31 protein-coding genes and 1 other RNA gene are annotated in these 26208 nt (G+C 56.5%); 11 read left to right on the forward strand and 21 right to left on the reverse strand.

What is annotated here, in order from left to right; translation table 11 throughout:
* Positions 1–26: 26 nt before the first annotated feature.
* From AC2FI7_RS09700 to AC2FI7_RS09750, 11 genes are all read right to left on the reverse strand, one after another.
* Entirely contained in the window at positions 27–2021 is a 1995-nt protein-coding gene (locus AC2FI7_RS09700) for a CocE/NonD family hydrolase (protein WP_010441879.1), read from the reverse strand.
* Positions 2022–2065: 44 nt separating this feature from the next.
* Entirely contained in the window at positions 2066–3169 is a 1104-nt protein-coding gene (locus AC2FI7_RS09705; protein WP_496815863.1) for a glycerate kinase type-2 family protein, read from the reverse strand.
* On the reverse strand, positions 3169–3606 hold the full coding sequence (gene dtd, locus AC2FI7_RS09710) for a D-aminoacyl-tRNA deacylase (RefSeq protein WP_170472627.1): 438 nt from the start codon (positions 3604–3606) through the stop codon (positions 3169–3171). Before dtd ends, AC2FI7_RS09705 begins: the two co-directional genes overlap by 1 nt.
* A gap of 22 nt (positions 3607–3628) precedes the next feature.
* On the reverse strand, positions 3629–4312 hold the full coding sequence (locus tag AC2FI7_RS09715; protein WP_496815864.1) for a nitroreductase: 684 nt from the start codon (positions 4310–4312) through the stop codon (positions 3629–3631).
* Between the two features lie 30 nt (positions 4313–4342).
* The gene (locus AC2FI7_RS09720) at positions 4343–5431 is read right to left on the reverse strand and encodes a TFIIB-type zinc finger domain-containing protein (RefSeq protein WP_496815865.1); all 1089 of its coding nucleotides are present in this window, start codon (positions 5429–5431) and stop codon (positions 4343–4345) included.
* Positions 5432–5458: 27 nt separating this feature from the next.
* Positions 5459–5971: a hypothetical protein gene (locus AC2FI7_RS09725; RefSeq protein WP_496815867.1), complete on the reverse strand. Its 513-nt coding sequence runs from the start codon at positions 5969–5971 to the stop codon at positions 5459–5461.
* A gap of 4 nt (positions 5972–5975) precedes the next feature.
* The gene (locus AC2FI7_RS09730) at positions 5976–7124 is read right to left on the reverse strand and encodes an SPFH domain-containing protein (protein WP_496815868.1); all 1149 of its coding nucleotides are present in this window, start codon (positions 7122–7124) and stop codon (positions 5976–5978) included.
* 22 nt (positions 7125–7146) lie between these two features.
* The gene (locus AC2FI7_RS09735) at positions 7147–8118 is read right to left on the reverse strand and encodes a DUF2927 domain-containing protein (RefSeq protein WP_496815869.1); all 972 of its coding nucleotides are present in this window, start codon (positions 8116–8118) and stop codon (positions 7147–7149) included.
* Positions 8118–9308: a toxic anion resistance protein gene (locus AC2FI7_RS09740; RefSeq protein WP_010441886.1), complete on the reverse strand. Its 1191-nt coding sequence runs from the start codon at positions 9306–9308 to the stop codon at positions 8118–8120. The genes AC2FI7_RS09735 and AC2FI7_RS09740 overlap by 1 nt, the downstream gene beginning before the upstream one ends.
* Before the next feature lie 29 nt (positions 9309–9337).
* A complete protein-coding gene (locus tag AC2FI7_RS09745) occupies positions 9338–10252 on the reverse strand; it encodes a 5-bromo-4-chloroindolyl phosphate hydrolysis family protein (RefSeq protein ID WP_010441887.1) in 915 nt (304 codons plus the stop codon).
* A gap of 175 nt (positions 10253–10427) precedes the next feature.
* Positions 10428–11306, reverse strand: a complete 879-nt coding sequence (locus tag AC2FI7_RS09750) for a pseudouridine synthase (RefSeq protein ID WP_010441888.1) — start codon at positions 11304–11306, stop codon at positions 10428–10430.
* Between AC2FI7_RS09750 and AC2FI7_RS09755 the strand changes: the two genes are divergently transcribed.
* Positions 11305–11754 carry a nucleoside deaminase gene (locus AC2FI7_RS09755; protein WP_010441889.1) on the forward strand — a complete coding sequence of 150 codons (450 nt, stop codon included), beginning with the start codon at positions 11305–11307 and terminating at the stop codon, positions 11752–11754. The two genes, AC2FI7_RS09750 and AC2FI7_RS09755, sit on opposite strands and share 2 nt — an antisense overlap.
* 4 nt (positions 11755–11758) lie before the next feature.
* Here AC2FI7_RS09755 and AC2FI7_RS09760 read toward each other — a convergent pair whose 3' ends face one another.
* From AC2FI7_RS09760 to AC2FI7_RS09770, 3 genes are read right to left on the reverse strand one after another with little or no spacing between them, the layout of a single operon-like run.
* Complete coding sequence (locus AC2FI7_RS09760) at positions 11759–12727, reverse strand: adenylate/guanylate cyclase domain-containing protein (protein WP_496815873.1); 969 nt, start codon at positions 12725–12727, stop codon at positions 11759–11761.
* Positions 12724–13899 (reverse strand): M24 family metallopeptidase, encoded by a 1176-nt coding sequence (locus tag AC2FI7_RS09765; RefSeq protein ID WP_010441891.1) that lies wholly within the window; start codon positions 13897–13899, stop codon positions 12724–12726. The genes AC2FI7_RS09760 and AC2FI7_RS09765 overlap by 4 nt, the downstream gene beginning before the upstream one ends.
* Positions 13899–14591: a metal-dependent hydrolase gene (locus AC2FI7_RS09770; protein ID WP_496815875.1), complete on the reverse strand. Its 693-nt coding sequence runs from the start codon at positions 14589–14591 to the stop codon at positions 13899–13901. The genes AC2FI7_RS09765 and AC2FI7_RS09770 overlap by 1 nt, the downstream gene beginning before the upstream one ends.
* A 57-nt stretch (positions 14592–14648) precedes the next feature.
* Here AC2FI7_RS09770 and AC2FI7_RS09775 point away from each other — a divergent pair, with 57 nt between their 5' ends.
* Positions 14649–15320 carry a ceramidase domain-containing protein gene (locus AC2FI7_RS09775; RefSeq protein WP_496815876.1) on the forward strand — a complete coding sequence of 224 codons (672 nt, stop codon included), beginning with the start codon at positions 14649–14651 and terminating at the stop codon, positions 15318–15320.
* A gap of 52 nt (positions 15321–15372) precedes the next feature.
* Here the strand turns inward: AC2FI7_RS09775 and AC2FI7_RS09780 are convergent, their stop codons facing one another.
* Both AC2FI7_RS09780 and AC2FI7_RS09785 read right to left on the reverse strand, forming a co-directional pair.
* Positions 15373–15936 carry a DUF4202 domain-containing protein gene (locus AC2FI7_RS09780; RefSeq protein ID WP_496815877.1) on the reverse strand — a complete coding sequence of 188 codons (564 nt, stop codon included), beginning with the start codon at positions 15934–15936 and terminating at the stop codon, positions 15373–15375.
* Between the two features lie 152 nt (positions 15937–16088).
* Positions 16089–16247 (reverse strand): hypothetical protein, encoded by a 159-nt coding sequence (locus tag AC2FI7_RS09785; protein WP_319544948.1) that lies wholly within the window; start codon positions 16245–16247, stop codon positions 16089–16091.
* A 224-nt stretch (positions 16248–16471) separates the two neighbouring features.
* Between AC2FI7_RS09785 and gatC the strand changes: the two genes are divergently transcribed.
* From gatC to rnpB, 5 genes are all read left to right on the forward strand, one after another.
* A complete protein-coding gene (gene gatC / locus AC2FI7_RS09790) occupies positions 16472–16759 on the forward strand; it encodes an Asp-tRNA(Asn)/Glu-tRNA(Gln) amidotransferase subunit GatC (protein ID WP_170472591.1) in 288 nt (95 codons plus the stop codon).
* A gap of 3 nt (positions 16760–16762) precedes the next feature.
* On the forward strand, positions 16763–18250 hold the full coding sequence (gene gatA, locus AC2FI7_RS09795; protein WP_480455645.1) for an Asp-tRNA(Asn)/Glu-tRNA(Gln) amidotransferase subunit GatA: 1488 nt from the start codon (positions 16763–16765) through the stop codon (positions 18248–18250).
* 40 nt (positions 18251–18290) lie between these two features.
* A complete protein-coding gene (locus AC2FI7_RS09800; protein WP_010441898.1) occupies positions 18291–18983 on the forward strand; it encodes an excalibur calcium-binding domain-containing protein in 693 nt (230 codons plus the stop codon).
* The gene (locus AC2FI7_RS09805; RefSeq protein WP_037321442.1) at positions 18934–19638 is read left to right on the forward strand and encodes an N-acetylmuramoyl-L-alanine amidase; all 705 of its coding nucleotides are present in this window, start codon (positions 18934–18936) and stop codon (positions 19636–19638) included. Before AC2FI7_RS09800 ends, AC2FI7_RS09805 begins: the two co-directional genes overlap by 50 nt.
* 124 nt (positions 19639–19762) lie before the next feature.
* An RNA gene (gene rnpB / locus AC2FI7_RS09810) (RNase P RNA component class A) lies at positions 19763–20160 on the forward strand.
* A 6-nt stretch (positions 20161–20166) separates the two neighbouring features.
* Here rnpB and AC2FI7_RS09815 read toward each other — a convergent pair.
* A complete protein-coding gene (locus AC2FI7_RS09815) occupies positions 20167–20499 on the reverse strand; it encodes a GYD domain-containing protein (protein WP_010441900.1) in 333 nt (110 codons plus the stop codon).
* Positions 20500–20870: 371 nt separating this feature from the next.
* Here AC2FI7_RS09815 and rpmG point away from each other — a divergent pair, with 371 nt between their 5' ends.
* Together rpmG and AC2FI7_RS09825 are read left to right on the forward strand one after the other, a co-directional pair.
* Positions 20871–21038, forward strand: a complete 168-nt coding sequence (gene rpmG / locus AC2FI7_RS09820) for a 50S ribosomal protein L33 (protein ID WP_010441901.1) — start codon at positions 20871–20873, stop codon at positions 21036–21038.
* Positions 21039–21245: 207 nt separating this feature from the next.
* A complete protein-coding gene (locus AC2FI7_RS09825; RefSeq protein ID WP_158005272.1) occupies positions 21246–21752 on the forward strand; it encodes a lipoprotein in 507 nt (168 codons plus the stop codon).
* A 62-nt stretch (positions 21753–21814) separates the two neighbouring features.
* Here AC2FI7_RS09825 and AC2FI7_RS09830 read toward each other — a convergent pair whose 3' ends face one another.
* The 3 genes from AC2FI7_RS09830 to AC2FI7_RS09840 all read right to left on the reverse strand — a co-directional run bounded on the left by AC2FI7_RS09830 (position 21815) and on the right by AC2FI7_RS09840 (position 23518).
* The gene (locus tag AC2FI7_RS09830) at positions 21815–22288 is read right to left on the reverse strand and encodes a GNAT family N-acetyltransferase (RefSeq protein WP_010441903.1); all 474 of its coding nucleotides are present in this window, start codon (positions 22286–22288) and stop codon (positions 21815–21817) included.
* 78 nt (positions 22289–22366) lie between these two features.
* Positions 22367–23104 (reverse strand): Bax inhibitor-1/YccA family protein, encoded by a 738-nt coding sequence (locus tag AC2FI7_RS09835; protein WP_010441904.1) that lies wholly within the window; start codon positions 23102–23104, stop codon positions 22367–22369.
* 195 nt (positions 23105–23299) lie between these two features.
* Complete coding sequence (locus AC2FI7_RS09840) at positions 23300–23518, reverse strand: DUF1127 domain-containing protein (protein ID WP_010441905.1); 219 nt, start codon at positions 23516–23518, stop codon at positions 23300–23302.
* A gap of 127 nt (positions 23519–23645) precedes the next feature.
* Between AC2FI7_RS09840 and AC2FI7_RS09845 the strand changes: the two genes are divergently transcribed.
* Positions 23646–24524, forward strand: coding sequence for a LysR family transcriptional regulator (locus tag AC2FI7_RS09845; RefSeq protein ID WP_010441906.1), 879 nt, complete (start codon positions 23646–23648; stop codon positions 24522–24524).
* Here the strand turns inward: AC2FI7_RS09845 and AC2FI7_RS09850 are convergent.
* A complete protein-coding gene (locus AC2FI7_RS09850; RefSeq protein ID WP_010441907.1) occupies positions 24508–25476 on the reverse strand; it encodes an NADPH:quinone oxidoreductase family protein in 969 nt (322 codons plus the stop codon). The genes AC2FI7_RS09845 and AC2FI7_RS09850 overlap by 17 nt on opposite strands.
* A 336-nt stretch (positions 25477–25812) precedes the next feature.
* Here AC2FI7_RS09850 and AC2FI7_RS09855 point away from each other — a divergent pair, with 336 nt between their 5' ends.
* On the forward strand, positions 25813–26184 hold the full coding sequence (locus AC2FI7_RS09855) for a helix-turn-helix domain-containing protein (protein ID WP_010441908.1): 372 nt from the start codon (positions 25813–25815) through the stop codon (positions 26182–26184).
* The last annotated feature ends 24 nt before the right edge of the window (positions 26185–26208 follow it).

A 26208-nucleotide genomic window follows, 5' to 3' on the forward strand; every position in this document is an offset into this window, starting at 1 on the left:
AAATCTTTCGTCTGAAGCTTCAAAACTTACATTTCATTGCGTGGCACCGTGTCTTCGAGCGTTTTTGAGTACACCAATTCGTTATTTTCGAAGGCGCTTATCTCTGCTCGAACAAAAAAGTTCTTATTATCGGACCACATCTCGCAAACGCTTTCGGTGAATAGGAACGATTCACCGCGCTGCTGTTCTTGTGTCCAACGACAATAGCCCCGCGCCGATAGGGGGTTGTCGGGGTGAATCGACCACTTTTCTGTTGCTGTGCTTCCGGTGATCAGCCCATGCGTTTCGTCACGGAGTTTGCCAAAGTCATCCTCGATGATCAGGTGGGTTTCGCCGGTGGTCATATCCAATTCTACACGCCGGGAATTTTGCGTTTCTCGAAGAACACTGACGGGATTTGCAGATTCTGCATCAGGAGGGGCGAAGTTGTATTCGTTTGATTGATGTGGCGGACGCGTTGGAATGATTATGTCGCCTTCAGTCAGTTGAAGCTCGACAGTTTCCGGCGAAGGCCAGATTAACGGCCAATAGGCGCTCGAGATCGCCACGCGTAAGCGGTGCCCTTTCGGTATTCGATAAGCGATGTGATCCAGGTCCAGTTCTATATCGTAGGTCTGATCGGGTATTAGGGGGGTGGGATCTGCATGACTGTCCCGGTGCGTCAGATTTAGCACCCCATATGTGATCCGCGTCGAAGCACCGTCCGGGTGTATATGATTCAGCCGAACAGCAATCTGCGCCTGAGGTTTGTCAGCCCTCAGTCGGAGCCGGATTTTGGGTGCGCCCACAATCTCGATGTCGGCTGCCAATGGGTCGCTGTCGAAACAGGCTGAAAGCGCGTCGTCCCCCCTCTGGTCCCCCGGCATATCCGGACCTAGCCAAATCGCACAAAACTCGCCGCTTTCAAGACCGCAGGTATGTGGCGATCGGATTGAGGTGTTCAGTGACCCTTCGTGCCCAAGGCCGGCATCGGTCAGTTGCATCGTCATGGTTGGCAGATGCGATGTCGCGCCTTCATCCTCGGCAATCCAACGCCCTGCGCGCTCTTTGTACCAGCGCGCCGGACGCACACCGTTCATCACATAAGCGCGGTAGTCTGGATCATCTTCGACACCTGTATCCTTTCCCTTTAGCCAATGGTCCCACCACCTTAGGGCCTCCTGCAAAAAACCGATGCGAGGTTCAGGAACTGCGAAATGAGGATATTTGTGCACCCATGGGCCAACAACACCTTTGACCGGCGCGTTCAACTGTTCGACCAGCAATGGCACAGTGTTCTTGTAAGCGTCACCCCAGCCTCCAACCGCCAGAGTGGCCGCTTGAATTGAATCAAAATTCTCGCAGACGGAACCATGGCGCCAATAGGCATCACGTGTTTGGTGGCGCAGCCAGACGGAGGGCAGGAAAGGCTCATTCACTAACCGATCCAACCAGAGTTCACGCCAGTTTGACCGCAGATCTGGGTCTGGAGCGCGAGAGGAGTAGGACCACATTGTCGCGCCCCAGCCCAGATTTTCATTCAGCAGGCATCCGCCTTTGTAATGTATGTCATCGGCATACCGGTCCGCGGTCGAACAAAGCGTAATGATTGCCTTCAAAGGCTCAGGCTGCATCGCGGCAACCTGCAATGAGTTGAACCCGCCCCAACTGATACCCATCATCCCGACCGTGCCGCTACACCAGGGTTGATCGGCTAGCCATTGGATTACTGCGACGGCATCGTCCAATTCCTGCTGAGTGTATTCATCCTCCATCAACCCTTCGCTGTCACCATTGCCGCGCATATCCACGCGTACGCAGGCATATCCACGTTTGGCAAACCAAGGATGGGATAAGGCGTCACGTGCAGTGGTACCGTCGCGTTTGCGATATGGCAGATGTTCCACAATGGCGGGAACCGGGTCTTCGCCCGCATCGATCGGGCGCCAGATCCGGGCTGAAAGGCGGCAGCCATCCGGCATGGTGATACCCATATCAGGGATTTCTTCGATCTCGCGAAGTGCGTTGAAGGGCGGTGCCATATCTCTGAACTCCTGACCGATAGCAACCGGGCCAAGATGTCAGATCAATTCCGTATTGCAATCACCAAGTCCATCACATTGGTCCCTGTAGGCCCCGTAACCAGCAACGCACCTGCTTTGGCCAGGAAGCTGCCGCTGTCCGCGTTGTTGAGGTATTCTTGCGCTTCGTCTGACCATGTTTCGCCGGTAACGATAGCGCCGGCTGCGTCCGTTGGCCCATCCGTGCCATCTGTTCCACCAACGATCACTGTAATGTCCCGTTGCCCTTCAATTTCGTGCGCCAAAGCCAGCGCTAGGGCCTGATTTCGTCCACCTCGCCCGGGTTGGTCCGGAAGAACGACGGTTGGCTCTCCTCCAAAAACCATCACGCCTTTGGGCATGTGGCGCAGTCGTTCTCCTATCGCGGTCGCAACTGATAGGTAGTCATCGTGCAACGCCTCCGCGTTGGCGAGGACGACAAAGCCAGCTTGCTCGGCTGTTTGGGCGGCCGCGTTACGTGCGTGCGCATTTGATGCGATTATTGAGGTCTGGGCGGCAAAACGTGGCGCATCTGGCAACGCTCCGATACCGGATCCAATCACGCCCAGGTCGTCTCCAGGGACATCCGAGATCGCCAAAACGGTCACTTTGTTCCCCGGAAAACTGGACAGTAGTCCTCCGCCCTTAATGCGCGATAGTTTGCGCCGCTCAGCATTCATCGTTCTGATATCCAATCCATCGCCAAGCAATCTTTGGTTCAGGGCTTCAAGATCGTCCAGGGAGAACCCAGGCATCAAATCCTCGGCCAGAGAGGACGCGCCGCCAGATACCAGTAGCAACAGACTGCTATCATGTTCCATGCTCTCAACGGTTTCGCGCAATGCCTTTCCCCCGGCCAGACTGCGATCATCAGGTACGGGATGAGAGGATTCGATGACATCAACATGCGCCGGCAGGCCATCGCTATGGCCATCTTTGGTAACGACCAACGTGGGGACCGCGCCGAACTGGTTCGCTGCAGCGCGGGCCATCGCAGCCGCCGCCTTGCCAACGGCCAGTATCTGGTCTGGCCGTTCCAGCATTTGGATCGCTTCCAACGTCGCGGTGTAACCATCGACAGCCGCCACACCGGCGCTCCAAATATCCTGAATCTGTTGAGAGGCCCGCATCAGCTTTCCATCCAAATTGTCACGGGCCCGTCATTGACCAGTTCTACAGCCATGTCAGCCCCGAATGATCCCGTTTCGACTGGTATGCCCAGTGAGGACAGGTTGCGAACAAACGCTTCATAAAGTCGTTCGCCCTCTGCTGCCGGGGCCGCACCGGAAAATCCCGGGCGGTTACCGCGTGACGTGTCAGCGGCCAAAGTGAATTGGCTGACTACCAGTGCTGAGCCGCAGATATCCAAGATCGAACGGTTCATTTTTCCTGCATCGTCTTTGAAGATGCGAAGCTTTGCGATCTTGTTAGCCAGTTGTTCGGCCTGAGCCTCATCATCCCCTTGCATCGCACAGACCAAAATCATCAACCCCGGACCGGATTGTCCAATCACCGTTCCCTCGACTGTGACAGAGGCACTGGAAATTCTTTGAAGCAGCGCGCGCATCTGCAATTCCTACTCTTGGTGTTTATTCACGCCAATCAACGATATCATCCAGAGCGGCACGTCCTGTTCTGAATGAGTTGGCTGGATGGTCTTTATCTGGATATCCGAATGAGATCGCACATAAAACAATCCGGTCATCTGGAATATCGAAATACCGGTGAAGAAACGGACCATAAGCCGCAACCGCCGCCTGGGGGATACTGGCCACACCCAGGGCTTGTGCCGCCAATGCGAATGCTGTCACAAACCCTCCGCAATCCATGGCACCGTATGGGCCCAGCTCGGTGGGGCTGGATAGGATGGCGCAGTGTGGAGCTCCGAACAGCGTGTAGTTTTCCATCATTTGCTGCGCCGAAGCGGTGCGATCACCCTTTTCGACGCCGACCGCTTTGTATAACGCCCAGCCGCATGCGCGCCGACGATCCTGATAGACACCGGAATACCTGGTTGGAAAGGGCAAGTCGGGGTTTGGGCTGGCCTGATGTGTCTCGCGCTGCAGCGCTTCGCGAAAATGGTCAGTTTCAGGACCGCTGGTGATCGTAAGCTGCCAGGGTTGCGCGTTGCACCAGCTTGGAACATGCGTTGCGCTGGTGACGATCTGTTCAATCTGTTCACGGGGAACAGGGTTTGAGCAAAAGGCACGGCACGAATGGCGCTGAGTTAAAAGAGCGTTCAGAGCGTCAAGGTGCAAGTCAGTTTCCCCCATCCAACGCGCTATCTGACACGAGTGTTCTCTTTATTGTTGTCCGGTTGCAACCAGATAACCGACACTTGCGGCAACCAGCAGGCCCAGTACCACCGCGATGGTAATCTTGATCGCCGACCAGGGGCGCTCACCCTGAACGCGCCCGGTTCTGCCATTCACTACAAAGCGAAAGGTCTCGCCCCGGTATTTATAGGCTGCCATCCAGACCGGCAGCAGGATATGTTTGAACGTGACATCTCGGACTTCCGTATCGACAGCGTGGATGCGCTGACGATCGCCACCGATATCAAACCGTACATCACGCTCGATCACGCGCGCCATGTGACCGCGCGCCTCCTGATATCCTTCCTGCAATTCGACCGTATAGGCTTCGGCACGGAATCCAGCCAGATATTCGGGCTGATAGGGCTCAAGCGCAGGCAGATCCCAGGGTTCCAGGCCATCCGTATAGGATTTGGGCAGCGATTGTGATGCCAACACCAGAACATCATCAAAAAACCGTGCCACGCGTCCGGACTTTGCCGACCAGCGCACCTTGGGAACCTGCTGCTGAACGCGCTTTCCATCCCGCATCACGGTTCGGTTTTCGTAATAGACGACACCACGTTCACCCCGATAACTCGACTTGGTATCGGCATCGAATGTCCAGTAGGGCACGTAGATGCCCTGCATCTTGCGGCCTTTGCGGGCGTATTCCTTCAGCCCATTGGGCGCAAACCACAGTCGCCCCAGCCAATCCCCCATGGCTTGGTGCGCCGAGCGTTCGTCCACTGCAAAGGGCAACACACCGCGTGGCTTGATATGGCGGCTTACACCGGTATCAGTGACGACAGGTGTCGCACAAAATGGACACTCTGCGGCGTGTGTGTTTGGGTCAAATTCGACCTGTGCTGCGCAGTTGGGGCAGGTAAGAACACGAGTTTCTTCAATTTCACTATCGGGGAGGCGATCCGCGATGGCCGTGTCGAAATCGAGTTCACGTAAACTGGCCCCTCCCCACGGGCCCGCGCCAATGGCCTCGGAATGACCGCAGTGATCGCAGGTGAGCGTTCCGTCACCGGGATTGAACCGATAATCCGCCCCGCATTGTTCGCAGGGAAAACGGTGTTCGTCGCTCATCGGCTGGCCTCTATTCGAACACCCTTGTTACCTGGGCCAATAATCAAACGCACGACTAAGGCTGCTAGGATGCAAATCACAACGAAATTTAGAGAGTTTTTTTGCAAATAACCACCACCCATAGTCAGTTAATACGCCGTTCACGGAGATGGTGCCGAAACCATCGCCAAAGCTGGATGAGTTCTTGGAATCCTGAGACATACGCTCGCTTCTGAAAAACCTGATGGCCAACCTTAGGGCGATGAGGGTGGCCGCAATTCCTGCACCCCAAATGGCAGCGCGAACATAGCTGATCTGACGGCGCATCATGATGCGCAGAAACGGTTTGACCAACAGCCAACAGGTGAGAAACGAAATTGGGAGCCCAAATAGCGCGTACCAAAATACAAGGTACACCGTGTCTGGATTCCAACCCCTGTTGTATGAATTGGAAAGCAGCGGGACACCAATAACGCCGACCCACCCCAATAGCGCTGACAGTTTCACAGTACATGCGAGGTCGCGCTGAGAATAAGGAGATGCGGGCTTGACCTCTGCCACTGCGTCACGCCCCCGGAGGTGGCGGTGGCAAGATGGTGAACAGCTGCGCCAATTCTTGTACGTCCCCCGCCTTTTTCCAACCGTCCTGACCAGCCGTCCAGACATGCGTATCGCGCGTGATCTCACCGTCGGTTGCCATACGACCGATCTTGGCTTTGGAAAATGGTCCGCTAGTCTGGCCATCCACCGCGATATGCCACACATGCTCGACGGGTGGCGGGGGCGGCGGTGCCGCATGCGCTGACGCTTGCGGTGCAGCGAGTGCGGAACCACCCCAGGGACCACTCGGCTGACCCGCTGCCATGTTCGACATTTGCTGCGCCATCGCCATGCCCATCCCCATGCCAAGACCGGCACCCATTCCACCGCCCTGACCGGGGTTATTGGCAGCCGCTGTCATGGCCTCGGCAGCGGAATACTGAGTGAACTTGCCCAGATCGCCCGCCAAACCCATCGAGGTGCGCTTGTCCAGAGCCGCCTCGACCGCAGGTGGGAGCGAGATATTCTCGATATAGAACTCAGGCATGCTTAGGCCATACCCATCCAGCACTGGCGATACCTCGGCTGCGATCAATTTGCCCAAATCTGCGGTGTTCGCCGCCATATCCAGCACCGGAATACCTGAGCCTGCGATGACGCGGCTGAATTCCTGCACGATGATGTTTCTGATCTGAAAGCTGATCTCGTCCATGGTGAACTCACCATCTGTGCCTACGATCTCTACTAGGAATTTCGCTGGGTCCTTGACCCGGACCGTATAGGTGCCAAAGGCCCGGATGCGTGTTGGCCCAAACTCGGGATCGCGCAGCATGATCGGGTTCTTGGTGCCCCATTTCAGGTCATTGAACCGGGTCGTGTTAACGAAGTAAATTTCAGACTTGAACGGAGACTGAAAGCCATGATCCCAATGCTGCAGCGTCGTCATGATCGGCATGTTGTTTGTCTCAAGCATGTAGAGTCCGGGCGTGAACACATCCGCCAGCTGCCCCTCATGCACAAACACAGCCGCCTGACCTTCGCGCACTGTCAGCTTGGCGCCGTATTTGATCTCGTGGCCCTCACGCTCGAACCGCCAGACCATCGTGTCGCGGGTGTCGTCAACCCAGTGGATGACGTCGATGAATTCGCCGGTCAGAAAATCAAAAATTCCCATTGGATTTCTCCTGTCTTCGGGGTCAGAGCGACTGCCCCATCAATTCGCGTGCAATGATACGGACCACCGGACGTGCCTCGTCAGCGGTCATGCCCGCTTTCAAGCGTGGGTCGTAAAGAATCGTCAGTAGTTTTTCGTCATGGCTGGTGAGCAGGGCGAACTCGTCGTCATCATTGAAGATCGACGGTCGGGCCGATGGGCTGTCATTCGGAAGCCCCAATCCTTGCGCAATCTCTTCATGAACGCAGCTCAGGCGCACCAGATCGGGATGTTCTGCCCGTATCAGGGCAACAGCCCGGGTATAAGTCTGATGCGTGCTGTTCGATGCCGACGCAAACACAAAACAATAGAAAGACCGCGGCAGTTTGTCGAAGAGATCAAGCTGCGCCTGTCCTATGCCGGGGATCAGTTGTCGCAACCGGGCTTGTACATAGGCGGTATCATCTTCACCCGCCACGAATACGTGAAAGTTCGCATTCCGGGTGGTGGTCGAGACCGGATGTCGAGTCAGCCGCGACAAACGGTTGGCATAGGCGTCAATTCGGGCAGTCTCTTGCTGGCGAACGTTTGGCGCGACTGAGGGTCCGAATTCGGGTTTGATGCGTACGGGTGACGACCAGCGACTTAACTGTCGGCTGGTTCTTCTGCTACCGCTCGAGACAGCCTGCCCCGGATACTCATTATAAAACGCAATGGTTTCGAAATTCCGTGCGAGGTCATCGGCGTCGTAGGGCGTATCCGGCCCACCACCATCGGTGCGCAACAACCCGCGCGTCAGCAGGTTGTTCTGAACGCTTTCATAATACCGCGCGAGGTCGAGGCTGGCGGGCGAAGGGGGCTGATAGGCATTGCTCAAGCCCTGAGGTTGCTCCGGGTGGGGTTCCGGAGCGATGGACGTCGTCAAGGCCTCTTCGCAGCCAGCTAATGCCAGCAGCGAAACTACCAATGTTGCAGTCCTAGCGCGATGTAATGGCCGCACGCCCGCTGTTTCCATTATCCGGGGACAGCCGTTCCGGCATTGTCACCGATCCCGTCCTGTCGCGCTTTGGCCGAGGCGAGCGTGTCGCGCAACTCGGCCTCCATCTTCTTCAGTTCTTCCTCGGCGGCGGCGCGCTTGGCTTTGCCTTCGTCCGCTATGGCGAGGCTTTCGTTGATCGTACCGATCAGGTCAGCGTTGGCCTGCTTGACGGCTTCGATGTCGAATACACCACGCTCCATCTCTTCGCGGATCATCTTGTTAGACTCGCGCAGGTTGGCCGCGTTCGAGGTCAGCAGCTCATTGGTCAGATCATTGGCATCACGTACGGCGGCTGCAGCTTCGGCACTGCGCTGGATGGTTACCGCTTGTGCCAGCTGGGTTTCCCAAAGCGGCACGGTGTTGACGAGGGTTGAGTTGATCTTGGTCACCAGCGACTTATCGTTCTCCTGCACCAAGCGGATCGAGGGCAGCGACTGCATCGTCACCTGACGGGTCAGCTTCAAGTCATGGACCCGGCGTTCCAGATCGTCGCGCGCGGCGCGCAAGTCGCGCAGTTCCTGCGCCTTCATCACCTGCTGGTCTTCGGGTGCGGCCTGAACCTCGGCCTCTTTTTCGGGAATGTCATGGCTGTCCAGTTCGGTCAGCTTCTCCTCACCCGCCGCGATGTAAAGCGCGAGTTCGTCGTAGAACTCCAGCGTCTTTTCATACAGCAGATCCAGAGACTTGATATCTTTCAGCAAGGTGTGCTCATGGCCCAAGAGGTCGTCTGTGATCCGGTCGATCTGGCTTTGAACGTCCTCATACTGCGCCGTGAACTTGGCAAAGGGCGCTGCGCGGCCTAGCAGTTTTTCCCACCAGCTACGCTCGCGGCGAACGTCTAATTCGCTGACAGAGAAACCTCTGATCGTCGTTACGATATTGCGAAGGCTGTCGCCCGCCGGGCCCACATCCTTATTGCGGACATCGGCCAGCATCGCCTGACTGATCTCCTGCAATTCCGCCTGTGCGGATGATCCAAATGACACGATCGAGTTTGTGTCGCCCATGTCGATCTCACCCATCCGCTTGCGGATTTCGGCGCCAACTGGTTCATCGGCGTCTTCAAGCGGCACAATCTCAGCCTGTGGTTCAGGGAGGGCGACGGCGGTGACTTCTTGCACCAGCGTTTCAGCCTCGACTGCCTTGTTCTTGATCTCATCGGACATGGGGTAATCCTCGCTTACATAAATGCCGGTCAATCCAACCGGACGCCTTCGCGCTGCAGCCGGTCACGCAGCACATCAATTTCAACCGTCAGATCACTACGGTCATCCAATAGCATCTTTCGCGTCCGCGCCGCGAAATTCTGTTCGAGATCGTCCAGCAGGGCCGAATAATCTGCCAGCGCCTGCGCATCGCGGGTACGCGCATAGACGTCCGAAAACTTCACCGTCGCATCGCGTGCGCCCTGCAAGTAAACCGTCAGATATTTCCGCGCGCCCGCCAGATCACGTGGGTCTTCTTCGACCGTTCGGAACAAATCGCGGGCGGTATCTTGAAACCGCTCGACACGCGCTTCGATCTGACGGTCTCCGGCGCGTTTGATCGCGTCGGTCATTTGGGTCAGGTGAGATTCCGCATCCTCAACAACGCGCGCCACGCGATCTTGTTGGAAGGTGTCGATGCCTTCCATACCCTTGTCTTTCAAGGGGTCGATGCCAAAGGACACCGAATGTAATGCAGTGGCAACAACCCCAAACAGAACCGGTGCCAACAGGCTGGCCTGAGCTGCGGTTTCTGCATCTAGAAACTCTGTTCGATACGCGGCCAATGCCGTGCCCAGCCCAGTCAGGACGCTTGAGAAGATTTTGCGGGGGAAGGCCGGGCGGCGGGCGGTACTTTTGGCATTGTATGCAGATTCCGCTCGCAGCCCTTCGCGCAGCAAGAATGCGGCGGCCGTCAGCAGACCTGCAGCGATCAAACCAATTGTCATTCCGATAGCGCCGTCGTTCAGTGACAGGAATGCCAACGGAATTGCGGGCACAAATAGGAGGTTCGCGCGTGCACCCGCCGGTTCGACCCGAGCTCCGTCAAACTGTCCACGAGAGGGTTGATCTTGGTCTGACGACGCACCCTGAGGGCTGAATTTCCCACCGAACCTTTTGGCCATGCCCTTACAAGCCCCCAAGCACGCCGGTACAGACGCCGAACAACAGCACCAGCAGCGCTGCATACGCCAATTTTTGTACTCCGGTCCCGGACATGGTGCCCCCAAACTGTCGCTATCACAGAAAATTTAGGCGATGCGATGGCTTGGCGCTAGGGGGAAGGTTACTTAAGCCGCGTCACTTGCGAGGTTTCTTGCCGATTGTCGGCCTTTTGCGCTGAGGCCGGGCAGGGCGTTTGACGGTTGGCTTGCCGCTTTCTTCAGCGTCCATCCCCAGTTGGTCACGCATAACACGCCGACGAATCTCTTCAACCTCACCGGATTTCAAGTCGCCAAGCTGAAACGGGCCATAAGAAACCCGCAAAAGTCGGTTTACCGCATAGCCGATATCTTCGATTGCACGGCGAATCTCGCGGTTCTTGCCTTCGCGCAGACCGATGGTTAGCCAGGCGTTCGCACCCTGTTGGCGGTCCAATGTAACGGTCATGGGCTGAAACCGTTCCCCGTCTATGACCAATCCCTTGCGAAGCGGTGCAAAATCTTCGTCCTTGGGGCGTCCGTTAACCCGCACCCGGTATTTGCGCAGCCATCCGGTGGCGGGCAGTTCAAGCTTGCGCTTGATGCCGCCATCATTGGTGAGCAGCAGCAACCCTTCCGAATTCAGGTCGAGCCGTCCGACACTCATGACCCTCGGCATATCCTCTGGCAGATCGTCAAAGATCGTCTTGCGTCCCTTTTCATCACGCGCAGTCGTCACAAGGCCTGGAGGCTTGTGATAGAGCCATAGGCGAGATGGCTCGGGCTCGGACACGGGTTTGCCATCGACAGTGATCCTGTCCTTGGCCGTCACGTTCAGCGCTGGGCTACTGATGGGTTTGCCATTCACGGTCACACGACCGGCTTCGATCATGCGTTCAGCCTCGCGACGCGAGGCGACACCGGCGCGGGCAAGCACTTTGGCGATCCGATCGCCGGGAGGAGGGGTATTGGTCATCCCTCGCCCATAGCCTATCCCGGCGGCTTGCGAAAGCCGGGTTTCTGGGGCAGTCAGAGGCATGGAGTTCCGATCTCACATGAAACTGGCGCTGGAACAGGCGCAGGCGGCGGCAGACCGGGGGGAGGTGCCCGTGGGTGCTGTAATTATCGGACCGGACGGTCAGGTGGTTGCCGCTGAAGGTAATCGGACACGCGAGTTGAACGATCCCACCGCCCATGCCGAGATACTGGTGCTGCGCGCCGCCTGCGCACAGGCCGGATCGGAGCGGCTGCCTGATCACGATGTATATGTGACGCTGGAACCCTGTGCCATGTGTGCGGCAGCACTGGCTGCGGCGCGTATCCGGCGTGTGTACTACGGCGCATCCGATCCGAAATCGGGCGGCGTCGCCCACGGCGCGCGGGTATTTTCGCACCCGCAGGCACATCATGCCCCTGAAATCTATGATGGGATCGGTGCCGAAGAGGCCGAGCGATTGCTCAAGGATTTTTTCGTGGGGCGGCGTTAGCGCGCTACCAACTCAGGCTATAGATCGTGTGATCGCCGGGCAAACCTTTCAGTGAAACTGATCTTGGTGTGCCAAAGGTCAACCCATCTTGCCCGTCCGCTAAAAGCTGGGTTGCGTCGGACAAACGGACCTCACCCGGTGCGGCTGAGGCCGCGATCCGGGCGGCCTTGTTCACCACCGTACCGAAGAAATCGTCATCGGTCTGGATCACATCTCCCGTATGTATGCCGACGCGAATCTGCAGCGTTGGTTCACCCAATTCACTGGCGTTGCGCCGCTGCAGGTCGACTGCGGCCATCAGTGCCGCCCGCGCCGACGAGAAGCTGGACATGGTTCCATCCCCCAGCGACTTTACCAGCGTTCCGCTCTGAGCCTCGATGACGTCACGAGCCAATTCAAAGTGTTTTTGGACCGCATCGGTCCAGATCCGGTCCCCCAGCTTGTCGGCAATAGCCGATGAATTGACGATGTCCGTGAACATAACCGAAGCCATGCCCTCGCGCTGATCCTGACGAAACCCGTCGCGTGCGGCTGCTACCAGCGCGTCCAGGGCTTTGTGCTCAATACCGATTTTTTCCATGTTATGGATCGGATTGGACACGTGGCAGTGCACCATCTTCCACACACCGTCTTCGAGATGCAGGATGAAGGTGAACCTATGCAACATTGCCTTTTGGTTCGTGGCGAAGCAAAGCGTTGCAACGCAATGGGCCCAACCAACTGCACCGCATTCAAATGCCTCCAGGCTGTGTTCTTCCCAACCGTAGTCGGGAATTTCGGCCACATGATCAGGGAAACCCTTTCGGAATAGCGAGCCTGACCAAATCTCCCCATCCGCTGAGCCTTGATATCGCAGGTACTCAGACGTCGACAGCATGTTGTAGAGCGCTGCTCCATCTTTGGCTCGGACAGCGTCATTCCAGCGTCGCACCACCGCGATCAACTCCGGCGATGGGCGAATAGGCTGATTCATTTGGATTTCACCACAAGCTCCCGAGGGATGTCCGCCAAAGGCTGACCACCATTGGCGGTAACCAAAAAGCTCTCGGTGATCGCCAGTCCCCAATCCGAAGTCCAGAGCCCGGGCATCAAATGGAAGGTCATATTTTCCTGAAGTTCGGTCGTGTCACCCGGCCGCAGGCTCATGGTGCGTTCACCCCAATCGGGAGGGTAACTTAATCCGATCGGATAGCCGGTGCGGTTGGCTTTGACATATCCGGCGCGGGCGAAACTCTCGTAGACACAGTTCGCGACCTCTTCGCAAGTTGTGCCCGGACGCGCCGCGCTCAAGGCATCATCGATGGCCCTGAGCACAGCAGCCTCGGCGCGGCGAATATCTTCCGGAGGATCACCCAGAAACAGGCTGCGACTGGCCGGGCAATGATAACGGCGATAGCACCCTGAGATTTCAAAGTAAGTTGCCTCATCCTGTGTTAAGGGTCTATCGTTCCAGGTGATGTGCGAAGCAGACGCCTCGGTACCTGAAGGGGCGATTGGAACGATTGCGGGATAGTCCCCGGCCAGTCCCGGCAATCCGGCGATCCCTGCTGCCTGAACTTCGGCAACCAGTTGGTTTTTTGGCAGCCCTTCGCGGAACGCATCGCGCAACACCTGATGCATATGGGCAGTAAGCCGCCCCGCTTTTTGCATCATTTCGACCTCAGCGTCGCTTTTGACCGCGCGCTGCCAGTTTACCAGGCCAGTGGCATCCAAAATCGCAGCGTCTCCGAATGCGTTCTGCAGTATGCGATGACTGGCGGCCGAGTAATAGTAGTTGTCCATTTCGACACCCAGTGCCGAAGTCCATCCGCGGTCCCGCAAAAGTTTGGCGAGGGAATCGACGGGATGGTGGTCGGGGTGTTGAACGTGCTCTTCAGGCCAGTCCAGAAGATCAGATGCATCCATCCATGTGGTCTGCGCTGCACCAGCCTTGTCCTGCGTACGCCCCCACCATAGTGGAGAACCGTTCGCTGGCAGGATGACCATCTGGGGTACATAAAAACTCCACCCGTCGTAACCGGTAAGCCACGCCATGTTCGATGGGTCGGTTATCAGCAGGGTTTCGATCCCCTGCTGTTCCATTGCTGCGCGGGTCTTCGCGATACGGTCGGCAAATTCCTGGGCGCTGAAATCTGTGGCGGGCATCAGAGAGAAATCGCTTTCATCACTTCGGGTTCGATCACATCGACGCCCGGCAAGCCGTCAATCAGGGCCTGAGCCGATTGTTCGAGAATCGGAAAGGTCTGGTAGTGGCACGGAATAATTGTTTTGAAATCAAAGTACCGTTTGGCCGCGTAGGCCGCGCCTTTCATGTCCATGGTAAAGTGACCACCGGCGGAAAGGATGCCGATATCGGGTTTGTAGAATTCCCCCATCCAATCCATATCCGCCATGATATCGGTATCGCCAGAGACGTACACCATTCGGCCCTCGGTTGAGATCATATACCCGACTTCGGTCCCACCGGTACGCAATCCGTCGGGGGTTGAAAAGGTCGAGCTGTGCGAGGCTGGGACCATAGATACCTTGATACCGCTAAGGTCAACTGTGCCGCCTTTATTGAAACCAACTGTTTCGATCCCTTCCGCCTCGGCCCAATAGCCCATCAGATCGTACTGTCCCACGACGGGAGCATTCAGATGTTTGGCCAGTGGCAATACATCAACGACATGATCGAAATGGGTATGGGTCAGCAGGATATAGGTTGCACCCGCCACCGCCGTATCATGCTGATCTTCGGGCAATGACGGGTTCCCCGTAAGCCAGGGATCGACCAGCAGGACCTGCCCCGATGTTTCGATGCGAAAGCTGCCATGTCCCAGCCAAATAATATCCATAGTGAACCCTCCCAAATTCTGCTTGGCGTCAGCCTAGCATCGGCTATGTAAAAATCCATGGACTGGACGCAGTATATTGACGGTTATTGCGAGCGGATCTCGCCAGCGTATTGGGCCGAACCGATAAACGCCGTGACCAATGTGGCGTTTCTTGTTGCGGCATTCGTCATGTGGCGCAGGGTGCGAGGGCAGGGTGTACCGCTGGCGATGGCTTTGGTTGTGATACTGACAATGATTGGTGTCGGCAGCTACCTGTTTCATACGCATGCACAGGTTTGGGCCGCGATAGCAGATACAACGCCGATCTTGCTTTATATTCTGGTTTATATCTTTGCGGTGAACCGGGATGTCTGGGGGATGCGGCCCGTTTATGCGCTGCGTCTGACCGCGCTGTTCATTCCCTACGCGGCGTTGACGATTCCCGTGTTTCAGCTGGTGCCGGGTTTGGGCGGTTCAGCAGCCTATGCACCGGTGCCGCTATTGATCCTGATTTATGCTTTACTGTTGAGGTCGCGAACACCCGATACAGCGCGCGGGTTGGCGATCGGGGCTGGCATACTGATCGCCTCGATCATTTTCCGAGCGTTGGATGAGCCAACCTGCGGTCACTTTCCCATCGGAACGCATTTCATGTGGCACATCCTGAACGCCACCATGCTGGGCTGGATGATCGAGGTATATCTGCGCGCCGTTCGGAAGGTGCCTGTCCCTACCGCGCCGGGTACTTGAGCCCGAACTGAAATATCGTGGCAGACTGACCATACCTGGGAATCACATGAGGTCAGTCACGGAATGCTGCCGCCAAAGCCTCGGGCAGATCAAATTCCGCCAAAACTCTGGCGCGGCCTTCGGCGGACATCTTGATGGCGGTTTTTTCCACGATGCGCTGAATTTTCTCGGCTGAATGCTTCGCTGCGAAGGGTTCAAAATACCATTTCAGGAAAACGAAACAGATCACATCCTCAAGCGCCTGCACATCGGCATGGCGCTTGATGCCTTGTTTGCGCAGCATATGTTCGACTGCTTCGATTTGATCCGCACCATATTCGGCTTGTTCCATAAAGCCTCGCACCACGTCCGCGTGGTAAACACCTTGTGCCTTGCGCCATGCCAGATAACCGGCCCGCCCTTCAGGATATTCGGTGCGTTTCAGCTTCCAGCGCTCGACATGCTGCCCGCGGGCGGCAATCTGTAGTGCATCAGATGCATTTGGGAAAAGGCGATCAAGCTCGGCACTCATGCGCTGGCCATACAGCAGTTCTGCGGGCTGCCCGTTTTCCATATTGGGATCTTCCGCATTGGCGGCGTCAATTGCGTTCAGTACTGCTTGCTTGCGTGCGCTCATGTTCTGCTCCGTTAGCTCGCCTGATCGTCACCTGTGGGTGTTTCGGCTGATGGTCTTTGGTCATGCTAACGACTTGTCGGTCAGGGTACAGCGGTGATTTGGAAAAAGTGCCGGATCAGGAGGGGGAAACCGATCCGGCACATGGGACAGGCCTACTTGCCCGTCTGGGTTTGGTCTTTGGTCACTGTCTCCGAAACAGGCTCAGGGAAGCTGAGGTTTCGGGTCAGATTGCTCATGTCTATTCCCAATGCCAGGGCGGGAGATGTCAGAACCACGGCGGCCAAGATGAATGCAGGGACAAAGGTTTTCATATGCTGTCTCCGGTTTCGTGTTGTGTCACACTATTGAAATGAACAGTTCGGTTTAGTTTTCAATATCTATAGTGAACTAATCAGTTCACTAATTTGCATATGGGGCATTCAAAAACGCATGGCTGCTGGCGAATTGAGTGCGCACGACGGCGTCATCCGGTGACCGGTCTTGCGAGTGATGCGACAGACGGGTAAACGCCCCTTAACGCATATGAGGTTTTCCGATGTCGATAGACCAAAGCACCGCCGCCAAGGTGGCCAAACTCGCCCGGATCAAGGTTGAGGATGACGCGCTGCCTGCGCTGGCATCCGAGTTTAACACCATCCTTGGTTTCATCGAGCAACTGAACGAAGTGGATGTCGAAGGTGTCGAGCCGATGGTCTCGGTCACGCCGATGCGTCTGAAGCGTCGTCAGGACGAAGTCACTGACGGAAACCAGCAGGACAAAGTTCTGTCCAATGCCCCCGATGCGCGCGAAGGGTTCTTCGCTGTTCCCAAAGTTGTGGAGTAGGTCATGAGCGAACTGAACAAACTGGGGCTGGCCGAAGCCCGCGACGCGTTGCGTGCCGGCGATGTAACTTCGGTTGAACTGACGGATGCCTGCCTGACAGCCATTGATGAAGCCGATGCGCTGAACGCGTTCGTCCACAAGACGCCCGAGATTGCGATTGAGCGTGCAAAGGCCGCAGATGATCGGATCAAAGCGGGCGACGCCCCTTCGATGTGCGGCTTGCCGATCGGTATAAAAGATCTGTTCTGCACCAAAGGTGTTCCTTCGCAGGCCGCATCCAAGATACTCGATGGCTTTAAGCCCGAATACGAATCCACTGTGTCTCAGCAATTGGCTGACGCAGGTGCCGTGATGCTGGGCAAGCTGAACATGGACGAATTCGCCATGGGCTCGTCCAACGAAACCTCCGTTTATGGTAACGCCGTCAGCCCGTGGCGGCGTGGCAACGACGAGGCTCAGCTAACACCAGGCGGCTCGTCTGGTGGTTCGGCCTCGGCTGTTTCTGCTGATCTGTGTCTGGCTGCGACCGGCACCGATACCGGCGGTTCGATCCGGCAGCCTGCCGCATTTGTTGGCATTACCGGCATCAAACCGACCTATGGCCGCTGCTCACGCTGGGGCATCGTTGCCTTCGCCTCGTCGCTGGATCAGGCCGGCCCGATGACCAAGAACGTACGTGACGCGGCGATCATGCTGGAAACCATGTGTGGCCATGACCCCAAGGATTCCACCAGCGCCGAATTGGCTGTGCCGAATTTTGAGGCAATGCTGACCGGCGATATCAAGGGCAAGAAAATCGGAATTCCCAAAGAATACCGCATGGACGGTATGCCCGCCGAGATCGAAAAGCTCTGGGTTGATGGCGCTGCTATGCTGAAAGACGCAGGGGCTGAGATCGTCGATATTTCGCTGCCGCACACCAAATACGCACTACCTGCATATTATGTGATTGCTCCTGCTGAGGCGTCTTCGAACCTTGCCCGCTATGACGGTGTCCGCTATGGCCGCCGCGCGCAGCTGGCACAAGGTGACGGAATCACCGAAATGTATGAAAAGACACGCGCGGAAGGCTTCGGCCCCGAGGTCCAGCGCCGGGTAATGATCGGCACATATGTGTTGTCGGCGGGTTTCTATGACGCCTACTACAACCGCGCCCGCAAAGTGCGGACACTGATCAAGAAAGACTTCGAAGATGTCTTCGCGACTGGCGTTGACGCAATCCTGACCCCGGCAACGCCGTCGGCCTCGTTCGGTCTGGGCGAGATGACTGAGGCTGATCCGGTTCAGATGTACCTGAACGATGTGTTCACCGTGACCGTGAACCTCGCTGGTTTGCCCGGAATTTCGGTTCCTGCAGGACTGGACGCTCAGGGACTGCCGCTGGGTCTGCAACTGATCGGCCGCCCATGGGAAGAAGGCGATCTGCTCAACACCGCCTATGCGCTTGAGAATGCCGCCGGGTTTGTGGCCAAGCCGGGCAAATGGTGGTAATTCTCTGACCGGAAGAACGACAAGAAGGCGGAGCAGCCGAATGCGTAAATTGCTTCTGATTTCGACCCTCGGGCTGGTAGCAGCCTGTGATACGGTCGCCCCTGTATCGGGCACCGGGTTCAATACGCCGGAATACCAGGCCCAACGCGAGGCTGAACTAACCGGGCAGGGGCTGGCTGGTAACCCGTTGCTGCCACCCGAAGCGATTTCAGAGCAGCCGCTTTCGGCGCAAGGTGCTCCTCTGAATGACGGCAGTGCGGCTGATATTGCAAACCAGACGGCTGTGGCGCTGGCCAGTACGTCTGACCAGCAAGGCTTAATGGCCCCAGTGACAAACAACACAGGCATTTCTGACGAACAGGATTTTGAAGCCGTTTCAAACAGGCGTAGTATCGATGCAGATGCGGCGCAGATCGAACAGAACCGACAGACATATGAAGTTGTCGCGCCAACCGCGGTTCCACAGCGCGGTACAGATGGACAGCCCAACATCGTGCAATACGCGTTGAACACGTCAAACCCCGTCGGAACCCAGCTCTACAGCCGTGCAGGGTTCAATTTAAAGGCCAAAGCCGAGCGGAACTGTGCGCAATTCGCATCGCCGGATCAGGCCCAGATCGAATTTCTATCCAATGGCGGTCCCCAGCGCGACCGTAAAGGTCTGGACCCGGATGGCGACGGCTATGCCTGCGGCTGGGACCCCAGTGCGTTCCGCAGTGCCGTCAACAACTGAGCTTTCGCCGATCTGGCATCCATCGCCCAATTTCGGCCCCCGGCGCGATGGGTTGAAGCCTGCGCTGATCGTTCTGCACTACACCGCAATGGAAAGCGCATCAGCTGCGCTCGAGCGCCTTTGCGATCCCGGTCCTGAAGTTTCCGCTCACTATCTGATCGGCGGCAATGGCGAGCTCTGGCAGCTTGTGCGCGAGGAAGACCGCGCCTGGCATGCCGGGGCAGGGGAGTGGCAAGGGCAAACAGATATAAATTCCCGTTCCATTGGCATCGAATTGGACAATCGGGGCGATCACCCGTTCTCCGAGCCTCAGATGAACGCGCTGGAACAGCTTCTGTCCAAACTCATGCGGCGTTGGTCGATCCCCCCGGAAGGTATCATTGGACATTCCGACATGGCACCCGGGCGCAAGACCGACCCAGGCCCCCGTTTTGATTGGCAAAGACTGGAACGTCAAAGCCTCGCCGCTCCATCTGGCACCGAAGCGCCTTCCGGATCGACGTTCCGGGCGCTGGCGCAAGTCCGGGGATATACAGCTGATGTCGATGATGACATCCTGCTCAAAACCATTCGCCTGCGCCACCGTCCCTGGGCCAAAGGCCCATTGCACCCTGACGATTTCAAAGCGCTGGCCCTTCCTCCACATCCGACCTGATCCGCAATTCATCGGGCCAAAAATATTCCGGGGTTGAATTGACCGAAGGCCAAGAAGGGGCTGGCCCCTTCATCCTCCAACCGCTCTTGACGTAACCTCTCCCAAAGCATACGCAACACCTCGCGCGGAGGGCCGGATGGCCGCTGGGGCATATGCCCGAGAGGAAAGTCCGGACTCCACAAGGCAACGGTGCCGGGTAACGCCCGGGCGGGGAAACCCGACGGAAAGCGCCACAGAAATCAGACCGCCGCGGGCCTTGGCCCGAGGTAAGGGTGAAACGGTGGGGTAAGAGCCCACCGCGCCGCTGGCAACAGTGGCGGCACGGCAAGCCCCACCGGGAGCAATGCCGAATAGGGTCCCCGCGCGGGCCGGTCGGTGCAAACCGATACCGCCGCTAGGCTCGCTTTGGCCGAGAGGGACCGGGTTGGCAGCTTGAGCCGCGCAGCAATGCACGGCCTAGAGGAATGGTCATCGAAGGGGGCAACCCCGGAACAGGATCCGGCTTACAGGCCCTCCGCGCATAATTCCTCAGCCCGTCGGCGGCGTATACACCCCGGTTAGCGTTGCTGCTTTTGCAGCGACCGAAACGAACTCTTCGGCAGACCATGCGCGCACGGTTTCGATTTTCGATACTGCACCCGTGCTGGCAACGGCCATCCCGATTGCGACCGCATCAGTGCCGTCAGGGACCTCGCTGATGACAACAACATCGTTGCTACCAGTGGTTACGTAGAATGAGATCAGCTTTCCGCCCGCTTTCTCAAGCAGCGCACTGACCGGGCCGGTACGATCCTGAGGATTGGCAACCATCGCCTGAACGGCCTCGGATGAGTAGGATGCGTAAGTGATGAATACAGGCATGAAAACCTCCCACTGTTTAAGTCTATTCGGAACCATCCGACTGGCCGGTTCCATGGCCAGATTGCTTGCTGAGACGCCTGCAATTCAGGAACACCCGGGTAACCCGGGCGATACTATTGACGTGAGTGGTGTAGGGTGCCGGACGATAGTCCCGGTCAGATTTTGCCCATGTTCGCAACACGGACTCTTTGGTCACGGTGACCCTATCACAGTTTCGTGAACACACCAAGCGACACCCCGTTGAGGCGGAGTAGGGAATTGTTCCCGGAACACGGCGAATCTGGTTGACTTGGGCGTACGAGCAGTTAAAAGCGCACGCTCATAAGGATTCAACCGAAAGGCCCCTGCCTTTTCGGACGCAGGAGATAACCATGGCGAAGCCGACGACAATCAAGATCCGTCTGAACTCGACCGCGGGCACGGGCCACTTCTACGTGACCAAAAAGAATGCGCGCACCATGACCGAGAAAATGACCATTCGTAAATACGATCCGGTTGCTCGGAAACATGTCGAGTACAAAGAAGGCAAGATCAAGTAATCTGCCCTCTGACTTGAATTTTTGAAAAAGGACTCTGCCGATGCAGGGTCCTTTTTTGTTGGTTTGAGGCGTCCCACAGCGCGTCGGTGCGAAACACGGGCGTTGCAGGGGCGCATCAGCCCCTCGGGTGTTCTGGGTGAGGGCGGCTTGCTTTTACGCACTCCATGCCGCTACGCTTCAGCAACTCTTTCCAAAATGTTGACCGCCATGAAAAAAATCTTGTTACCCGCCCTTGCAGTTCTGACCCTGTCAGCCTGCGAAGATCCGTTTAACCGCGAAGGTGTTGGTTTCACCGGGATAGATGGTGAACCGCGTACGGTATCCGATGTGAAAGGAGCCGCGGCATTTGTTCAACCTGCAACCAACATCCCGGCAGAGCTCGCCAAGTTGCCGACAGTTCAGGTTTCGTCTGATCAGACCGAGCTTTCCAAGATGGCGAAAGTAGCTATCGAGAATGGTGGGCGCACTGATACCAGCGCCGTTCAACTGTCAGGCCAGAGCACTAATCTGCTGCTGAGCACGGTCAGTGTGAACGGGACATTGTTTGGTGTGTTGCGAACTGAAGAAGGGGACACTCGCGTGGACAATTCCATCGGTGCAAACTTCGGAGCTCGGACCGAGCGCTTTACCGGTTGCTTGCCCGCTGGAGATGTTTACCGCAAAGGCTCGTCCAAGCGCAGCTCTGGTTTTGCGGTGCCGCTGAACTGTAGCTGATTGCCAAAGTACCAAACCATTTTGTACCCCCGCCAATTTGGTGGGGGTTTTCTTTTTCGCCGTCATTCAACGCGCCATTCAGCGAAACTGATCACGGGGTTTAGCCCGGCGCGCGCCATCAATTCAGCTGAAGGCGTATTGAAGGTTGCATAGGTCGTGGCCAAAACATCTCCGCCATCAGCAAGCAGATGTGCGCGAACCTCGTTTATCAAGGCTAATCCGATTCCTTTCCGACGGTGCTTGGCATCGACGCTGATGTGGTGCAGCATCGCACGTGTTTCCGCCCGGCGAAAAGGTGTCGCAGCACGCCTCTCAAGCTCAAAAATCGCATATCCCAACAGTATTTGATTCTCCTCATAGCCCAATGCAACCACTGCGTCATGGCTGAGCCATTCTGAAAGATAGGAAACAACTTCCTTGTCATCTGGCAAAGGCGCGTATCGCTGCGGCTGGTTCTGAACGTGCAGGTCATGCACCTGTTGAAGTAATGGCAGCAAACGATGCGCCTGTGACGGGCAAATGGTGGCGATGGACATCAATGGTCCTCCGATTATCCAAACAAAAAGGGCGGGTCTTTTCGGACCCGCCCTTTGGCTGTGAGTATGAGGTTCGCGTTATTCGCGATTACCAAGCAGCTGCAGCAGGAACATGAACATGTTGATGAAGTCCAGATACAGGTTCAGTGCGCCCATGATGGCCGCCTTGCCTAGCCATTCCTGGTCACCCGCATGGGCCATCTGCAGATAGGTCGTTTTGATCTTCTGAGTGTCATACGCGGTCAGGCCCGCAAAGATCAGAACACCCAGGATCGACACAGCGAACATGATCGCAGGCGATTGCAGGAAGATGTTGATGACCATCGCGACGATCAGACCGATCACGCCCATCATCAGGAAAGTACCCATGCCGGACAGGTCTTTCTTAGTGACGTATCCGTAAAGCGACAGGCCCGCGAATGCGATCGAAGTCACTAGGAATACCTGAGCGATCGAGATGCCGGTGAAGGCTACAAAAATCCAGCTCAGCGACAGGCCCATGACGGCTGCAAATGCATAGAAGAACAGCTGCGCACCAGACGCCGAAAGGCGGTTGATGGCGGCACCAAAGCCAAACACCATTGCAAGAGGTGCGAACATTACGATCCAGCCCAGGATATTAGGGCTAAGCGTGACTGGGTCACGGAAGATCGACAGAAGTTGCGGGCTTGAGCCAACGGCCCAAGCGACAGCAAACGTGATCAGCATACCTACGGACATTGTGCCGTAGACTTTGTTCATATGGGCGCGCAGGCCCTCATCAATCTCGGCAGCGCGCGCGCCGGACGCCGTCCGGATCGTGTCGAATTGTGCCATCTAAGGGTCTCCCTTCAATATTCTGTGCTCAGCCTGCGATCGCAGGCCGATTTCCCACTAAATATCGGAGAGTACGGCCTTCGTTTCAAGGGTTTTCACTCCAAAACTCAGCAAAACTGTCGGCAAATTTGGTGACTGGTGCAAAAAACCTGACGGCGCAGTCCCTAATGCCGCCAGATTTCTTCTATTGTCCAATTAATACAAGTGTTTGTACCAGTAGTCAGGCGCATCCCACATAGGACGAGAAGCCTCGGCTTGTGCCTCGGAGCGGGTGATTCCGATATCTTCCAAAGCGCGATCATCAAGCTGAGCCAGTTTTTGCCGTTGCCGCGAAAGGCTCAACATGTTGAGCAGGCGGTCTCCAATCGATTTACCTTTGATGCGACGCAGAGTCGAAATGGCTAGATGGGTCATGGGTATTGCCCTTTCATGTTTGACTGATGAAACACTGTGCTTCAATCAATTTCCTTGATCTATATGGGGCATTCTGACATATTTTAAAAATGAATGTTTTTGACGTTACCCATAAGGAATCTTGAAGATGCGAAATCTGGACATCACTACGCTTCGTTCATTCGTTGCGGTCGCTGATCACGGCGGCGTTACCCGCGCAGCTGGATTTCTTCATCTCACGCAATCTGCTGTTTCCATGCAGCTCAAGCGGTTAGAAGAGCTACTCGGGCTGGAGCTGCTGGATCGATCCGGTCGAACCATTGCGCTGACCGCGTCCGGCGAGCAACTGCTTGCCTATGCGCGCCGGATGATTGCGTTGAATGATGAGGTGATCGGGCGGCTTACTGATCAGGCTTTTGAAGGAGAGGTCGTGTTGGGGGTGCCGCATGATGTCGTTCATCCGTTCATCCCCCGTGTCCTAAAGCGCTTCAATGCCAGCTTCCCGCGCGTGAACGTGAACTTGGTTACCTCGAATACGCGTCACCTGAAGGAGGAATTTGCGCGCGGAGGTTTTGATTTGATCGTAACCACGGAATCGGGAGCGGGCGAGGGGGCTGAAACCTTGTATCATATGCCACTGCGCTGGGTCGGAGCTCTGAACGGGTCCGCCTGGCGACAACAGCCTCTGCGGCTGGGGTTTTGCCGCAATTGCATCTTCCGTCCGGTTGCGACCGCGGCGTTGGATGACGCTGGGATCGAATGGGACATGAGCATCGACAGCGACTCAGACCGTACGGTCGAAGCAACAGTCAGTGCTGATCTGGCGGTGGGTGTACTGTTGGAGGGGACACAGCCCAACCATCAGGAACTGATCGACCATGCTGGGGTCCTTCCGGACCTGCCGGTGCAGTTCATCAACCTTTATGGTGCTGAAAGAGTGCGCGAGGAATATGTGGCTGAGCTCGCAAATCTCCTGCGGCAAAACTTTTCACACCCCAGTGCGCGCCCCCTCAAAGTGGCGAGTTGATCTGGATGACGATCTTACCGGTGGATTTGCGATCACGCAGCAATTCCAATCCCTTGGCTGCGTCCTGCAAAGGCAGGATGTGGCTGATATGAGGTTTAATCCGTCCTTCTGAGTGCCAGCGAAACAGAGTGCTGAAACTATTGTGAACGATTTCCGGCTTAAATTTCAGGTAACCACCGATATAGACGCCAATCACACTGAGATTTTTAACCAAAAGATGGTTGGCCGGAATCTGAGGAACTTCACCCCCCGCAAAGCCGATGGGCAATAGGCGGCCCTCGGGATTCGTGGCGCGGAACGCAGCCTTGAAAACGTCACCACCGATGGCGTCATAGACCACGTCGGCTCCGCCAAGGACGCGAACGCGGTTACGCAGATTCTCATCCGCATCGATCAAATGGTCCGCACCGGCCTGCTGCGCCACCGCCAATTTGTCGGTGCCGCGCGCTTGCGCGATGACGGTCGCCCCCATCAGTTTCCCGATTTCGATGGCGGTCAGCCCAACGCCGCCAGCCGCTCCGGTCACCAGCAGCGTTTCGCCGGCCTGTAGGCGTGCCCGGTGCTCCAACGCGATATGGCTGGTGCCATAGGCGATCTGAATGGCGGCAGCGTCTTCGAAACTCATTGTGTCTGGGATGACAATAACCCGGTCAGCATCGAAGACACCAGATTCGGCCAGGCCGCCCTGACCAGAGAAAACAGCGACGCGGTCACCTGGTTTTAGATGCGTAACACTATTTCCGACTTCGGCAACGACCCCTGCAATTTCCATACCCAGAGTAAACGGTGTGCCGGGTGTATCCTGATAGGAGCCTTTCTGCATCAAAAGATCGGCAAAGTTCAGCCCGCAGGCCCGAATGGATACGCGCACCTGATTTTCCGCTGGTGTCGGCTCGGGCATTTGGCAAATTTGCGCCATTGCTCCCTTGGTTTTGATACGAAATGCCAGCATCAGTGTTCTCCGGTATTTTAGGGCACATAGGCGGAGAGCGCGCGCGTTTTGTCAATTCCAATCAAACACCCTTCTCAAACAGGTGTCTGGTCTAATTTGTTGTCTCCGAACATACACAGATGTGATGATCCCGGTACTCAACCATAATCAACAGTCCATATTCTTGGATTCAACCGTCTTGAAAAAAGAATCGATTGCGGCAATATTATTGTTCTATGGTGCTGTTCGGGGGGCACGATCCTAGTTAGGAAGTTCTTAAGCAGCGACCCGCTAACTTGGCGGTGACGGCTGCTGTTGCGGTTTCCCGGACAGGTGTTTGTGTAAAGGAGACTACCAATGACCCATCACGTCGATGTCCATGTGGGCAAACGCGTCCGGCATCGCCGCTGGCTGATTGGCATGACCCAGCAGCAGTTGGCGCAGCAAGTTGGTATCAAGTTTCAACAGATTCAAAAATATGAAACGGGTGCCAACCGTGTAAGCGCGTCGCGTTTGTGGGACATTGCCGAGGCATTGGATGTTCCGGTCAGCTTTTTCTTTGAAGGCCTTGAAGAAGCTCAGAAAGCAGAGGCTGACAAAAAATCAGTTCCTGCAGATCTGATGGGTGATAAAGAAGCGCTTGATCTCGTTCGCTCGTACTATGCGATACCGGAAAATCAGCGTCGCCGCTTGTTTGAACTGGCGCGCGTGCTGAGCGACGTCGCCTAATACAATCGCTTGACTTCGCGGGGT

Source organism: Ruegeria sp. YTSA064, assembly GCF_059610325.1.